Source organism: Streptomyces natalensis ATCC 27448 (assembly GCF_000935125.1).
Taxonomy (GTDB): Bacteria; Actinomycetota; Actinomycetes; order Streptomycetales; family Streptomycetaceae; genus Streptomyces; species Streptomyces natalensis.
On the sequence record NZ_JRKI01000034.1, the window covers coordinates 65,729 to 78,678 of the forward strand.

The 12,950-nt window shown below is 70.2% G+C and carries 15 protein-coding genes; 4 read left to right on the forward strand and 11 right to left on the reverse strand.

Annotated elements, in window-relative coordinates:
* The first annotated feature begins 38 nt into the window (after positions 1 to 38).
* Positions 39 to 1,067, forward strand: coding sequence for a methyltransferase (locus SNA_RS24995; protein WP_030064264.1), 1,029 nt, complete (start codon positions 39 to 41; stop codon positions 1,065 to 1,067).
* A 70-nt stretch (positions 1,068 to 1,137) separates the two neighbouring features.
* Here SNA_RS24995 and SNA_RS25000 read toward each other — a convergent pair whose 3' ends face one another.
* The 7 genes from SNA_RS25000 to SNA_RS25030 form a co-directional block, all read right to left on the reverse strand.
* A complete protein-coding gene (locus tag SNA_RS25000; RefSeq protein ID WP_030064263.1) occupies positions 1,138 to 1,470 on the reverse strand; it encodes a TcmI family type II polyketide cyclase in 333 nt (110 codons plus the stop codon).
* 55 nt (positions 1,471 to 1,525) lie between these two features.
* On the reverse strand, positions 1,526 to 2,002 hold the full coding sequence (locus SNA_RS25005; protein ID WP_030064262.1) for an SRPBCC family protein: 477 nt from the start codon (positions 2,000 to 2,002) through the stop codon (positions 1,526 to 1,528).
* 1 nt (position 2,003) lies between these two features.
* On the reverse strand, positions 2,004 to 2,261 hold the full coding sequence (locus SNA_RS25010; protein WP_030064261.1) for an acyl carrier protein: 258 nt from the start codon (positions 2,259 to 2,261) through the stop codon (positions 2,004 to 2,006).
* Between the two features lie 16 nt (positions 2,262 to 2,277).
* The gene (locus SNA_RS25015; RefSeq protein WP_044366877.1) at positions 2,278 to 3,549 is read right to left on the reverse strand and encodes a ketosynthase chain-length factor; all 1,272 of its coding nucleotides are present in this window, start codon (positions 3,547 to 3,549) and stop codon (positions 2,278 to 2,280) included.
* Positions 3,546 to 4,814 carry a beta-ketoacyl-[acyl-carrier-protein] synthase family protein gene (locus SNA_RS25020; protein WP_044366878.1) on the reverse strand — a complete coding sequence of 423 codons (1,269 nt, stop codon included), beginning with the start codon at positions 4,812 to 4,814 and terminating at the stop codon, positions 3,546 to 3,548. Before SNA_RS25020 ends, SNA_RS25015 begins: the two co-directional genes overlap by 4 nt.
* Positions 4,811 to 5,245: a cupin domain-containing protein gene (locus SNA_RS25025; RefSeq protein WP_030064256.1), complete on the reverse strand. Its 435-nt coding sequence runs from the start codon at positions 5,243 to 5,245 to the stop codon at positions 4,811 to 4,813. Before SNA_RS25025 ends, SNA_RS25020 begins: the two co-directional genes overlap by 4 nt.
* A 61-nt stretch (positions 5,246 to 5,306) precedes the next feature.
* The gene (locus tag SNA_RS25030; protein WP_030064255.1) at positions 5,307 to 6,431 is read right to left on the reverse strand and encodes a SchA/CurD-like domain-containing protein; all 1,125 of its coding nucleotides are present in this window, start codon (positions 6,429 to 6,431) and stop codon (positions 5,307 to 5,309) included.
* Positions 6,432 to 6,682: 251 nt separating this feature from the next.
* On the opposite strand from SNA_RS25030, the gene SNA_RS25035 reads away from it, so the two are divergent.
* Positions 6,683 to 8,317 (forward strand): FAD-dependent oxidoreductase, encoded by a 1,635-nt coding sequence (locus SNA_RS25035; RefSeq protein ID WP_044366879.1) that lies wholly within the window; start codon positions 6,683 to 6,685, stop codon positions 8,315 to 8,317.
* A gap of 34 nt (positions 8,318 to 8,351) precedes the next feature.
* On the opposite strand, the gene SNA_RS25040 is transcribed toward SNA_RS25035, so the two are convergent.
* From SNA_RS25040 to SNA_RS25050, 3 genes are read right to left on the reverse strand one after another with little or no spacing between them, the layout of a single operon-like run.
* The gene (locus SNA_RS25040; protein ID WP_030064253.1) at positions 8,352 to 9,278 is read right to left on the reverse strand and encodes an SAM-dependent methyltransferase; all 927 of its coding nucleotides are present in this window, start codon (positions 9,276 to 9,278) and stop codon (positions 8,352 to 8,354) included.
* The gene (locus tag SNA_RS25045; RefSeq protein ID WP_030064252.1) at positions 9,275 to 9,553 is read right to left on the reverse strand and encodes a DUF397 domain-containing protein; all 279 of its coding nucleotides are present in this window, start codon (positions 9,551 to 9,553) and stop codon (positions 9,275 to 9,277) included. The genes SNA_RS25040 and SNA_RS25045 overlap by 4 nt, the downstream gene beginning before the upstream one ends.
* Positions 9,554 to 9,559: 6 nt before the next feature.
* Positions 9,560 to 10,426 carry a helix-turn-helix domain-containing protein gene (locus SNA_RS25050; protein WP_030064251.1) on the reverse strand — a complete coding sequence of 289 codons (867 nt, stop codon included), beginning with the start codon at positions 10,424 to 10,426 and terminating at the stop codon, positions 9,560 to 9,562.
* Between the two features lie 136 nt (positions 10,427 to 10,562).
* On the opposite strand from SNA_RS25050, the gene SNA_RS25055 reads away from it, so the two are divergent.
* Positions 10,563 to 11,024, forward strand: a complete 462-nt coding sequence (locus tag SNA_RS25055; protein WP_241779827.1) for an ATP-binding protein — start codon at positions 10,563 to 10,565, stop codon at positions 11,022 to 11,024.
* Positions 11,025 to 11,090: 66 nt separating this feature from the next.
* Here the strand turns inward: SNA_RS25055 and SNA_RS25060 are convergent, their stop codons facing one another.
* Positions 11,091 to 11,891 carry an SGNH/GDSL hydrolase family protein gene (locus SNA_RS25060; RefSeq protein WP_030064249.1) on the reverse strand — a complete coding sequence of 267 codons (801 nt, stop codon included), beginning with the start codon at positions 11,889 to 11,891 and terminating at the stop codon, positions 11,091 to 11,093.
* Positions 11,892 to 12,146: 255 nt separating this feature from the next.
* Between SNA_RS25060 and SNA_RS25065 the strand changes: the two genes are divergently transcribed.
* Positions 12,147 to 12,950: a tyrosine-protein phosphatase gene (locus tag SNA_RS25065; protein WP_030064248.1), complete on the forward strand. Its 804-nt coding sequence runs from the start codon at positions 12,147 to 12,149 to the stop codon at positions 12,948 to 12,950.

Here is a 12,950-nt window from a genome sequence, read left to right on the forward strand (position 1 = left end):
GTACCTGGAGCACCGACCAGCAGCAGAAACGAGGCGCAATGACCACCGTAAGCCCCACCCCCCAGCCGGCCATGCGGCTGCGGGAACTCGTCTTCGGCGCCGCGTGCACGGCTTCGGTACGCGCGGCAGTCAGACTCGGCGTGGCGGACGCGCTGGGGAACACGCCCGCCACCGTGGAGGAGCTGGCCGCCGCGCTGCGCACCGAGGCGCGTCCGCTCCAGCGGCTGCTGCGCGCCCTGACCTGTTACGGGATCTTCGAGGAGACCGACGACGGTGGCTTCGCGCATACCGAGATGTCGCGGCTGCTGCGCGAGGACACCCCCGACAGCCTGCGCGATATCGCGCTGTGGTGTACCGAGCCGTGGACGTGGGAGGTCTGGCCACGGCTGGAGGAGGCGGTGCGTTCCGGCCGCAGCGTCTTCGACGACCTGTACGGAAAGGGCTTCTTCGACTATCTGCACCAGGACGCCCGGGAGTCGGCGAAGGTCTTCGACCGGGCGATGACCGCCTCCAGCAAGCAGTCCGCGCACGATGTCGCCGAACTCCTGGATCTGACCGGGGTGGCGTCGGTGGCGGACATCGGCGGCGGGCAGGGGCACGTACTGGCGGATCTGCTGGAGAAGCACCCGGATCTGGAGGGGGCGCTGCTCGATCTGCCCAAGGTGGTGGCCAACGCCGATCCGCGGCTGCGCGACGGCGGTCCGCTCGCCTCGCGGGTACGGTTCGTGCCCGGCGACTGCCGGGACGAGATCCCGGTCCGGGCCGACCTCTACATCATCAAGAACATCCTGGAGTGGGACGACGACAGCACCCGGCGGACGCTGGGCAACATCCTGGAGGTCGCGCGGCCCGGCGCCCGGGTGGTGATCATCGAGAATCTCGTGGACGACAGCCCGTCGATGAAGTTCACCACGTCCATGGACCTGTTGCTGCTGTTGAACGTCGGCGGGGCCAAGCACACCAAGGAGAGCCTGATCGGCCGGATGGCGGAGGCCGGGCTGCGGGTGCACGACATCATGCCGGTCAACGCCTATCTGCACGCCTTCGAGTGCAGCGTGCCGGGGTAGCCGGCCGGAAGAGCCGGCCGTGCTCCGCCGCGCGGGGTGCCCGCGACCGGTGCCGGTCGCGGGCACCGGGTCAGCGAGAGGTGTCGCGCTCCCAGGTGTAGAACTGCCGCGCCATCGCGTCCTTGGGGCTGCGCCAGGTCTCCGGATCGTAGGCGCTGACGTAGGCGGACAGCTTGTCGCTGACGGAACGGAACTCGGGGTGGTCCGTCAGCTTGGCGATCTCGGGTCCGGGCGGCTTCTCGGACTCGATGAGGTGCAGATACACCTCACCGAACTGGAAGAGGCTGCGCCGCGAGACGCCGATCAGATGCGGCAGCTCCGTTTGGTCGGAGGCCGCGAAGACCTCGGCGATCCGCGGAGCGGACTGCGGCGCCATGCGGGCGACGATCAGGGCATGGTGCATCGGTGCGTCCCTTCGGTTGCGGGCCGGACGGTGGCGTACCGGTGGGTGAGGCCGCTCAGTTGGGGCTGGCCGAGCCCTTCATGGCACGGTTGCGCGCCTCGATCTTGTCGCGGATCAGCTCCAGCTGGATCTTGGAGTTGCGGTTGATGTGCGCGGTCATGCCCGCGTCGTCGACCGGGGCCTCCGGCTTCATCGCGAAGTCCTGCGTCCAGTACATCCCCGTACCGCCGGGCAGTTCGCGGTAGGTCCAGTGGATGTCCATGTGCGCGAACGGGCCGGTCTCCACCCGGCGGGCGCGCACGCTCAGTTTCTTGCGGTCGACGGTCCGCTCGGAGACCCAGCTCCAGACGGTGCCGTTGTCGTCGGGGTGCATGGTCAGCCGGAAGGTCGTCTTGTCGCCCTCGCGGGAGAGCACATCGACCGCGGCGTACTCGCTGAACAGCTGGGGCCAGTTCTCAAGGTCGTTGGTCATGTCCCAGACGAGGTCGAGGGGAGCGGCGATCTTGATGTCGTTCTCGGTGTGGCCAGGCATGTCAGGCTCCTGTCGTCGGCACGGTGTTGACGAGGTCGAGGAAGTCACGCGGCGTCCTGCTGCGCTCGGCGTCGTTGGGCAGCGGCCGGTCGAGCTTGTTCTCCAGCTCGCCGACGATGCCGAGCAGGCCGAGCGAGTCCAGGCCGAATTCGGCGAAGGTCGCATCGGCCCGCTCCGCCAGGTCCGCGGGCTCGACGGGAAGTCCGGCGCCCTTTTTCATCAGCAAGGCCAGCTCGTCGAAGGTCAGTTCAGCGCTCATGACGGGTTTCTCCTTCTCACGAGGGGGACCCGGACGGGCACTTGCGCAGCACCAGTGCCGCGTTCGAGCCCATGAGTCCCCGGCTCAGCACCAACGCGGTCCGCAATTCGGCCGGTCGGGCCGAGACCGTGACCAGATCGAGGTCGTGGTTCACCTCGAAGACGTTGGGGGTGGGGGGCACGACGCCGTGCTCCATCGAAAGCACCGCGGCCGCCGCGTCCAGGACGGGGGCGCCGCAGTACGCCCGGCCGGTGCCGGTCTTGGGTGCGGTCACGGGCACCTCCGTGGCGTGCCTGCCCAGCGCGTCGGCGATCGCATGCGCCTCGGCGTGGTCGGCCGCCGGCACCCCGAACGCGTCCGCGAAGACCACATCGACCTCCTCCGGCGCACACCGCGCGTCCTCCAGCGCGCCGGTGATCGCATGCGCCAGTCCTTCGCGGGACTCCTCCCAGCGGGCCGCGCCGGTGAAGGTCGCGGTGTGTCCGGCCACCACGGCGCGCACCGGCGCCCCGCGGTCGAGGGCCGCCGTCTCCTCCTCGACCACCAGCATCGCTCCCCCCTCGGCGGGGACGAAGCCGCAGGCGGCTTCGGTGAAGGGGCGGTAGGCGCGGTACGGGTCCGCGACCCGGCTGAGATCGTCGTAACCGAGCTGGCAGACCACCGAGTACGGGGCGAGCGGCGCCTCGGCCGCGCCGACGACGACGGCGTCGGTGCCGCGCCGGATGGTCCGTCCCGCATGCGCCAGCGCGTCCAGACCGCCGGCCTCGTCGCTGGCCACCACGCCGCAGGGACCCTTGAAGCCGCCGCGGATGGAGATCTGGCCCGTACTGGCCGCATAGAACCAGGCAATCGACTGGTAGGGCCCGACGTGCTTGGAGCCCTGGCCCCACAGGTGCTGGAGCTCCCGCTGGCCGAACTCGCCGCCACCGGAGCCGGCCGCGGTCACCACGCCCACCGCGAACGGCGAGTCGTTGTAGTCGGCGCGGCCCAGACGGGCGTCGTCCAGCGCGAGGTTGGCCGCCGCCATGGCGAAGTGGGTGAACCGGTCGGTCTGCACCAGGTAGCGCTCTTCGATGAGCACGGCCGGGTCGAAGTCGCGCACCTCTCCGGCGACCTTCAGCGGCAGTTGCTCGCACCCTTCCCGGGTGACCAGGTCGATGACGCTCATGCCCTCCCTGGTCGCCTTCCAGAAGACCTCGGTGCTCACGCCGTTGGGGGCGATGACGCCGATGCCGGTGACGACGGACCGTCGTTGCCGGCGTTGTGGCAGCTGTTGCAGGGAGCTCATCGGGCCCTCCCACCCTGTCTGGTCAGCACCACCGCGGACTGGAAGCCGCCGAACCCGCTGCCGACCGAGAGCACCGACCGCAGCGGCAGCTCCCGCGCGGTCCTGGGCACATAGTCGAGGTCACACTGGGGGTCCGGGGTCTCGTAGTTGGCGGTCGGCGGTACGACCTGGTGGGCGAGCGCCAGCACGCACGCGACGATCTCGATCGCCCCGATCGCGCCGAGCGAGTGGCCCACCATGGATTTGATGGAGCTCATGGGCACGTGGTAGGCGTGCTCACCCAGCGACCTCTTGACCGCGGCGGTCTCGTGCCGGTCGTTCTGCTGGGTGCCCGAGCCATGCGCGTTGACATAGTCGATCTGGGAGCTGTCGACCTGCGCGTGGGCGAGTGCGCGGTTGATCGCCTCGGCCATCTCCAGGCCCTCCTGGGTGAGCCCGGTCATGTGGTACGCGTTGCCGAACGTGGCATAGCCGCGTATCTCGCAGTGCACGGTGGCGCCGCGGGCGCGGGCGTGTTCCAGCTCCTCCAGGACGAGGACGGCGCCGCCCTCCCCCATGACGAATCCGTCGCGGTGGGCGTCGAACGGCCGCGAGGCATGGGCGGGGTCGTCGTTGTTGGCGGAGGTCGCCTTGATGGCGTCGAAGCAGGCCACCGTGATCGGGGAGATCGGCGAGTCCGAGGCGCCGGCGATGCACACATCGAGCCGGCCCTCCTCGATGGAGTGGAAGGCGTAGCCGATGGCATCGAGGCCGGAGGTGCAGCCCGTGGAGACGGTCTGCACCGGACCGCGGGCGCCGGTCTGCTCCGCCACCGCCGAGGCGAGCGAGCTGGGCGAGAACGCCCGCTGCAAATGGCGGCCGGCCGGCCGATGGTCGACGTCCCACTTCTGCCCGACGTCGCTGACGGCGACGTAGTCGTGCTCCAGGCGGGTGGTGCCGCCGACCGCGGTGCCCAGCGACACCCCCATCCGCCAGGGGTTTTCGGCACCGGAGTCCAGGCCCGCGGCGCGTACCGCCTCGTCGGCGGCGACCATCGCGAACTGGATGTACCGGTCCTGTTCGGCCACCTGTTCCGCGGTCAGCCGGTGGGCCGCCGGGTCGAAATCGCACTCGGCGGCGATCCGCGAGCGGAAGCCCTCCGGGTCGAAGAGGGTGATCCCGCGCGTCGCGGTGCGCCCGGCGGACAGCAGGTCCCAGAAGGCGGGCACGCCCACGCCTCCCGGCGCGACGATGCCGACTCCGGTGACCGCCACGCGTCGGGTCATGACACCGGCTCCTTGCGTTCGGGTGGCCCCGTGGGCGCGTCTCCGTCCGTCTCCTCGGTGTCGACGTGTCCGAGGTCCGGGCGCGGGGCCAGCGGGCCGAGATGGAAGACCATCCGGACCTCTTCGTCGCCGACGTTGCGGAAGCGGTGGCGCACATACGGCGGGATCAGCAGGCCCTGGTCCGGGCGCAGCGGATGCGCCTCGCCGTCCAGGTCCACTTCGAGGGCGCCGTTCACCACGTAGACGAACTCCTCGGAGTACGGGTGGTAGTGCTCGCCGATGCGCTCCCCTGGCTGTACGAGGGCCATGCCCATGAAGCCGCTGGTGGCACCCACCGCGGTGGGGGTCAGCATGGCGCGCAGGTCGCCGCCGCGGCGGCGGTTGGGCTTGGTCTCGCTCAGGTCCACGATGCGTGGGCGGTGCGTGGTCATGGCTGCCTCCTCCAGGTACGGGGTGCCGGCGGGTGGGACCGTGGGACGGCCGGATGCGCCCTCAGGAGTCCTCCGGTGCCCGGCGGTCGGTGATCAGGTCCATGTCGGAGCGCGCGAGGAAGTGCGCCATCTCGCGGTCGGTCGTCAGACCGCCGGCCACGTCGGTGTCCATCAGGCGCTTGAAGACGCCCCGCTTACGGGGGCCGCATACGCCGATGACGACGTCGGGGTCGCAGGCGTCCAGGGGCATCCGCAGGTCGATGAGCCGGATGACGATGTCGTCGCGCTGGAAGAGGGTGCTGCCGACGAGGGGGCAGGAGGGGTCGTCGGCGGCCGCGTCGTCCTGTCGGGCCAGCATCCGGGCCAGCGCCATCCCGCAGCCTTCCTTGGCCGGGTAGTACAGCGCGTGCCGTTGCACGTCGGCCGGTGCGGGGCCGTCCGCGGCGATGTGGTGCACCGCGGGCAGCGCGGCCCGGGTGAAGAAGACCCGCGCGGAGTTGGGGTCGGTCAGGTCCCGGTCCTGTTCGAGGTAGGGGTTGATGGCCTCCTCGACGGCGCGTACCTCGGGCTGTTCGGCCACATGACGCAGCGCGGCGACGAGGTCGCCCTGCACCTCGACCGCGCGGACGACGCGGTTGCCGTGCATGAACAGCGAGGTGCGGCGCAGCCGGGTGGTCTCGTCGACCCGCGACTCGGGGGAGGCGTAGTCGGCGAGGATCTCGGCGACCATCGACTCGCTGCCGGGTTTGACGGTGAAGGACAGGGCGTGGCGGACGATGCCGTCGCCGACGCGGGGGGCGACCTGGAGCTGGCCCTTGGCGGTGTCGGGCGCGTTCGCGCGGTCGCTGGAGGTCTCGCGCAGCACGCTGAAGCGCAGCGACCGGGTGCGGCTCACGCAGTCGTGCAGGGGCTGTACCAGTTCGACGTGTTCCTCGCTGTTGACCCAGGCCAGGAACGGCGGTGCGCTCTCCCATTCGCTGGTGATCAGCCACTGTGAGGGGTTCTCGATGGACTGGCACAGTTGGTCGGTGAGGTGGCCGGGGACGGAGGCAACCTGGTTGCGCAGGTTCTCGTAGGCTTCGAGGAAGCGCTGCTGGGCGCCTTCGTAGAGGTCCAGCATCAGGACAACCCGGAGTTTCGAGCCGTCGAACGCGGACTGCGAAATTCGTTCCGGCACTGGTGTCATCGTCTACGCATCTCCCTCGGAGCGGGCTGGCTCCCGTGGTGCGTCGTCAGGCCCGGAGGTCATCCGGGCGCGGACCCGGCCTACGGGGACGATCGGCCCCTCGAACGGGGGACGTGGCCGTCCCGAATCGATCGTGGCGGGGGCCCCCTGGGATCGCGAGGCGTATGGGCCATGCGGGTGAACCATGATCGAACGCTTGGCTGGCCGGGGAAACTCCCTCTCCGTAGACGTGACAGGAGCTGGAGCGGTCAATGAGAGCAGCGGGCGAAGAGCGGGTTCCGGTACTTGTCGTGGGGGGCTCCCTGGTGGGACTGTCCGCGTCGCTGTTCCTGGGGCGTCTGGGCGTACGGCACATGCTGGTGGAGAAGCACTCGGGTACGTCACGGCATCCGCGCGGTCGGGGGAACAACGTCCGCACCATGGAGCTGTTCCGGGTTGCGGGCGCCGAACGGCCCATCCGCGAGGCGGCGTCCGTCCTGGCGGACAATCACGGCATCCTCCAGGCGCCGTCGCTGACCGGCGAGGAGCAGGAGTGGCTGTTCAAGGAGATCGACCCGGGCGGCGGACTGGCGAAGTTCAGCCCCGCCGGATGGTGTCTGTGCAGCCAGAACGATCTGGAGCCGGTGCTGTTGCAGTGCGCCCGGGAGCTGGGCGGCGATCTGCGCTTCCACACCGAGCTGATCTCGTTCGACCAGGACCGCGAGGGGGTGACCGCGGTCGTCAAGGACCGCGACAGCGGCGAACACACCACCGTCCACGCGGATTACGTCATCGCGGCCGACGGTCCGCGCAGTCCGTGCCGGGAGCTGCTGGGCATCGGCCAGACCGGCCCGGGCGATCTCTTCCACAATGTGAGCATCACCTTCCGGGCCCCGAAGCTGGCGGACGTGGTCGGCGACCGCCGCTTCATCGCCTGCTATCTGACCAATCCGGAGGCGGACGGCTGTCTGCTCCCGGTGGACAACATGGCGGAGTGGGTCTTCCACGCCCCCTGGCACCCCGACCGGGGCGAGACTCTGGAGGACTTCACCGACGAGCGGTGCATCGAGCACATCCGCCGGGCGACCGGGGCCATGGACATGGAGGTCGAGATCACCGGTAAGGCGCCCTGGCACGCGGCCGAACGCGTCGCCGAGCGGTACGCGGCCGGGCGGGTGTTCCTGGCCGGTGACGCGGCCCACGAGATGTCGCCCACCGGGGCGTTCGGCTCCAACACCGGTATCCAGGACGTCCACAACATCGTATGGAAGCTGGCCGCGGTCCTGGACGGCTGGGCGGGGCCGGGCCTGCTGGAGACCTACGAGACCGAACGCCGCCCGGTGGCGAGCGCGACCAGTTCCCGGGCGTCGGCCCGGTCCGCCGAACACAGCCACCCCGGGTATGCCGCGGCGCCCGGCGTCGGCGGCGGCCGGCAGAGCGGCGTGCTCACCGTCGCCCTCGGCTACGGCTATCCGCGCGGTGCGGTGGTCGGCGCCGATCCCGCGCTCCCGGTCGTACCGGCCCGGATGCAGCTGACCGGCGCCCCCGGCACCCGGGCGCCGCATATGTGGCTCCAGCGCGCCGGGGTACGGGTGTCGACCCTGGACCTGTACGAGAAGACCCTGGTCCTGCTGACCGGCCCGGAGGGCGGGCTCTGGCACGCCGCCGCCGCACGCACCGCCGAGCGCTGGGCGCTGCGGCTGCCGGCGTACCGCATCGGCACCCGTCCCGAGGACGATCTCGCCCCCGAGAAGGGCGCCGACTGGGCCGAGGTCCACGGCACCACCCCGCAAGGGGCGGTGCTGGTGCGCCCGGACGGGTTCGTGGCCTGGCGGGCGCACGGTGCGGCGGCCGACCCGGAGGCGGAGCTGGACCGGGTGCTGGCGGCGGTGCTCTGCCGGGCCTAGGGGCCCTGGGTGCGGGGTCCGTCCGCCGCGCGGTTCAGTCCTTTCTGCCGACCCCGCCGTAGAAGACGATGTCGTTGAGTTCGGCGGGGCCGGGCACCTCGCCGTCCGGCCGCCACAGCGGTATCCGTACGATCCCCGGTTCGAGCGGGGTGAACGGGCCGAAGAACGGGGTGATGTCCGCCTTGGAGCGCAGCTGGAGCGGCACGGCGGAGCGGCGGTAGACCTCTTCCGCCGCGATCCGCATCCACTCCTCCACCCGGCCCTCCGGAAAGCCCTCGTAGGGCTCGTAGGTGGGATGGCTCAGCACGAGGTGGCTGCCGGCGGGCAGGGCGTCGGCGAGGGCGGCGACGCAGGCTGCGGGCTCCTCCTCGTCGCGGATGAAGGACAGCACGATGCCCATCACCAGCGCCACCGGCCGGTCGAAGTCGATCAGCGTCCGGACGGCGGGGTGTTCCAGCACCGATTTCGGATCGCGCAGATCGCCGAGGACGAAGGCGGTGCGGTCGGTGTTGGTGAGGCGGGCGCCTGCATGGGTGGCGACGATGGGGTCGTTGTCGACGTAGACGACAACGGTGTCGGGTGCGGTCTCGCGTGCCATCTCATGGGCGTTGGGCGAGGTGGGGATGCCGGTACCGATGTCGATGATCTGGCGGATGCCGCCGCCGACCAGCTCGCGCACGGCCCGCCGCAGGAACGCACGGTTGGCCAGGGCGCTCTCGCGGACGTGGGGGTGCATGGCCAGGATGCGGTCCCCGGCCTCCCGGTCGACCTCGTAGTTGTCCCAGCCGCCGAGGAAGTAGTCGTGCATCCGGGCCGGGTGCGCCTTGCTGGTGTCGATCTCCTCGGCCGAGAAGCCGGAGTGCTCGGGCCCTTTGGCATACGGCCCGATCTCCGGGACCCCGCGGCCGGCTTCCTCGTGCTCGTGGGGGAAGCCCTCGCTCGTGCCGTCGCGCTCGCTCATGCCGTCCTCCGCTCCGCGCGCCGACAGGGTGCCGCGGTGAGCAGGAAGTCGGCGTGCCCGGCCTTCGCGCCTTCGATGAAGCTGACCATTTCGCGCTGGGTGTAGATCAGCGCCGGGCCGTTGGGGTCGGTCGACTGGCGCAGCGCCACCCGGCCGTCCTTCAGCCGCATGGCTTCGACGCACTCGCCTCCGTTTCCGCCACTCCACGGCTTGTGCCAGCCTTCGTTGCCCAGTTCATTGGCGGGCATGCCGTTGTAGATGCGTATGCGATCCATGGGGGGTTAGATCTCCTTGCGAAAGCCACCCAGAATGGCCCTGGTGGTGTGTGCCGGCGCGGCCTGCGCACACATCCGGTCCAGGGCCTCCAGGAACTGCGAGACGTCGTTGCGCTGGTCGAAGTACACGGCTCCGACGAGGCTTTCCGCGTACGCGATGTCCGGGAGCTCCGGAATCGGAAAGCGGAAAATGTGGAACGGCCCGTACATCGCGGGATGCGGGCCGGAAGCGAAGGGCATGACCTGCAACCGGACGTTCGGCAGCGAGGTGGCCTCCATGAGCCGGGTGATCTGGTCGCGCATCACCTTCGGACCGCCGATCGGGCGCCGCAGGACGGTCTCGTCCATCACGGCCCACAGCATCGGCGCCCGCTCGCGGGTCAGCAGCGACTGCCGCTCCATGCGCAGCGCCACGATGCGGTCGATGTCCGCGGCGGGGGCGTGCGGCATACCGGCGCGCAGGACGGCGGCGGCGTAGTCCTCGGTCTGCAACAGGCCGGGGACGTAGTGGGGCTGGTAGGCCCGGATGAGGTTGGCCTCGCTCTCCAGGCTGACGAATGCGCTGAACCATTCCGGCAGGACGTCACGGAAGCGGTGCCACCAGCCGGGCTTGTTGGCCTCCCGGGCGAGCGAGAGAAAGCCCTCGATCTCGTCGTGTTCGGTGACGCCGTAGGTGGCCAGCAGCTTCTCGACGTAGGGGAGCTTCAGCCCGACCTCGGCCTTTTCCATCCGCCGTATCGTGGCGTGGGTGACATCGAGGGCCCGCGCGGACTGTTCGAAGGACAGTCCCGCCTTCTCGCGCAGGTCCTGTAGTCGCTTGCCGAGCACCACCCGAAGGACGGTCGGCGCTCCGGCCGAACGTGGGTCCACCACGTCAGATCCCCTCCAACTGACTTATGTGGTCAGCAGTGTGTCATGCCGTCAGGATGTCGAACAGACTGCATATGCGATTCTGCAAATTGCAGAGTGATCCTTGCCATCGGTGACCGACATCGCACATAGTTACGTGGTGGCTTCCTCCAAAAACGCCCCTTCGTTAGGGCGCCTCTGCGGCTATGCCGCCGGGCACCCCCAGGACGCGTTCCATTTGCCGGCGCGGCGCACCTCGGTCCCCGAGGCCCGCAAGCGGGTCATCGCGCTGCTGCGTGAATGGGGTGCGGCTCAACACGTCCGCGACGACGTGGAGTTGGTGGTCTCCGAGCTGTTCACCAATGCGGTGCGGCACACCGACAGCGAGAAGGTCGGCTGTGAGCTGGCTCTCGTCGGGTCCCACATCCGTATAGAGATCACCGACGAGGGCGGTCCCGGCCATTCGGCGCCGCACGCCCAGCCCGGCAGCGTGGACAAGGAAGGCGGGCGGGGGCTCTTCCTCGTCGGCGCGCTGTCCGAGAGCTGGGGAACGCGGCCCGGCGACAGCGGCCGGGGCCGGGTCGTGTGGGCGGATCTGCCGTACGCCGCCGCCTCGCTCTGAGACCCCGGTCCGCATCCGCGGAGACCGGGGCCTCAGTCATGCGCGCCCGTTCACCGGGCCTTGCCGCTACAGCGGCAGCAGATCGGGCCGCTTGGGCTCGACATGATCGCCGGAGGACTCGCCACGCAGCCGGCGCCCGATCCACGGAACGAGGTGCTCGCGCGCCCAGTGGATGGTCTCGCGCCGGGTCTCGGCGGCCGACCGCTCCGCCTCCGGGGGCCACGGCTGGTCCGGTTCGGCCGGCACCGTCAGCCCCAGCACCTGCGCCGCGCGCAGCGCCACCCGGGTGTGCCCGTCGGCCGACAGATGCAGCCGGTCCTCGCTCCACGCCCGCCGGTCCTGTACGGACTTCAGCGACCACAGGTCGAGCACCGGGCAGTCGTGCCGGTCCGCGATGGCCCGCACATGGGCCGTATACGTAGCGATCTTGCCGCGCAGATGCCGCAGCACCGGCATCCCGCGGGTGTCGAACCCGGTGCACAGCAGCACCGTCCCGACCGATTCCCGCAGGTCCGCGACGGCGTTCTCATAGCGCTCGGCCACCGCGTCCGGGTCCGAGCCCGGCCGCAGGATGTCATTGCCGCCGGCACAGAATGTCACCAGTTCGGCGCCCAGCTCCTTGGCCCTGGGCACCTGCTCCTCGACGATCTGGTCGAGCAGCCGCCCCCTGACGGCAAGGTTCGCGTAGCGGAAGTCCCCCTCTTCCCGCTGGTCCGACAGGAGGACCGCTAGCCGGTCCGCCCAACCGATGTACGCCCCGTCACGGCCGGGATCCCCGACCCCCTCGGTGAAGCTGTCCCCGACGGCTGCGTACGACCCGATGGCGCCATGGGCGCCGCTGTTGATGTTCTTCGAATCGTCTGCCACGTCAACACATACTTCACGGTGAGAAGTGACTTACGCCACCGTAACCAGGGGTTGACGGGAGGTGATTAATGCCACCAAGTCAATTTCTCCTCAAGTTGGAATAATGAACGGTCACAGAGAGTTCCACCATCGCTTCATGCGCCCGTCCCGCGGGTGATTGCCCCCTGCACCGATCTCGCGGCGCCTGCCGTATCGTCGGAGGCGCCCACTCCGCGCGTCGACGCCCAGGTCGGCGGCCGAACCGAAGGAACGCCCGTGACGCAGACGCCGCAGGTCCCGCAGGAGCAGTTCGACCTCGCGGGGGTCCGTAACTTCCGTGACGTGGGCGGGCTGCCGACCGTGGACGGGCGTCGGGTACGGCACGGACGGCTCTTCCGCAGCGGCCACCTCGCGCATGCGACCGAGGCGGATGCGGCGTACCTCGGCGGACTCGGGCTGCACACCGTCTTCGACTTCCGCAATGAGGGGGACATCCGGATCGAGGGTCCCGATGTCGCGCTGCCGGGTGTACGGAATGTGAACATCCCGCTGACCGACCCGGCCGACGGCGCGGAATTCTGGGCCATGGTGCGCGACGGCGAACTTGAACAGCTGCGCGTCCTGCTCGGCGACGGCAAGGCGGCGGCCAGGATGGTCGCGACCTACCGGGAGATCATCACCACCCGCACCGAGGACCACAGCCGGGTGCTGCACTCCCTCGCCGAGGACAGCGTCCCCGCCCTGATGCACTGCGCCGCCGGCAAGGACCGCGCGGGCCTGTCCATCGCCGTGACGCTGCTCGCCGTCGGCGTCGAACGGGACGCCATCGAGGCCGACTACCTCAAGTCCAACGAACCGCACCGCCGCTACAAGGTCCGCCGCTCCGGCCCCTCCCCCGTCATGCCCCCCGAGGTCGCGGAACTCCTCTCCCCCCTCTTCGGGGCCGACTCCGACTACCTCGCGGCCGCCTTCGACACCATCGAAAGCACCTGGGGCTCCACCGAGACCTACCTCACCGAGGGCCTCGGCCTCACCCCCGCCACCCGCGAGAAGCTCCGCGCCCAGCTGCTGACCGACTGA

Bases quoted from the DNA above. Each gene is read 5' to 3' on its own strand.
- SNA_RS24995 (WP_030064264.1), top strand. From the start codon at position 39: ATGACCACCGTAAGCCCCACCCCCCAGCCGGCCATGCGGCTGCGGGAA.
- SNA_RS25000 (WP_030064263.1), bottom strand. From the start codon at position 1,470: ATGCACCATGCCCTGATCGTCGCCCGCATGGCGCCGCAGTCCGCTCCG.
- SNA_RS25005 (WP_030064262.1), bottom strand. From the start codon at position 2,002: ATGCCTGGCCACACCGAGAACGACATCAAGATCGCCGCTCCCCTCGAC.
- SNA_RS25010 (WP_030064261.1), bottom strand. From the start codon at position 2,261: ATGAGCGCTGAACTGACCTTCGACGAGCTGGCCTTGCTGATGAAAAAG.
- SNA_RS25015 (WP_044366877.1), bottom strand. From the start codon at position 3,549: ATGAGCTCCCTGCAACAGCTGCCACAACGCCGGCAACGACGGTCCGTC.
- SNA_RS25020 (WP_044366878.1), bottom strand. From the start codon at position 4,814: ATGACCCGACGCGTGGCGGTCACCGGAGTCGGCATCGTCGCGCCGGGA.
- SNA_RS25025 (WP_030064256.1), bottom strand. From the start codon at position 5,245: ATGACCACGCACCGCCCACGCATCGTGGACCTGAGCGAGACCAAGCCC.
- SNA_RS25030 (WP_030064255.1), bottom strand. From the start codon at position 6,431: ATGACACCAGTGCCGGAACGAATTTCGCAGTCCGCGTTCGACGGCTCG.
- SNA_RS25035 (WP_044366879.1), top strand. From the start codon at position 6,683: ATGAGAGCAGCGGGCGAAGAGCGGGTTCCGGTACTTGTCGTGGGGGGC.
- SNA_RS25040 (WP_030064253.1), bottom strand. From the start codon at position 9,278: ATGAGCGAGCGCGACGGCACGAGCGAGGGCTTCCCCCACGAGCACGAG.
- SNA_RS25045 (WP_030064252.1), bottom strand. From the start codon at position 9,553: ATGGATCGCATACGCATCTACAACGGCATGCCCGCCAATGAACTGGGC.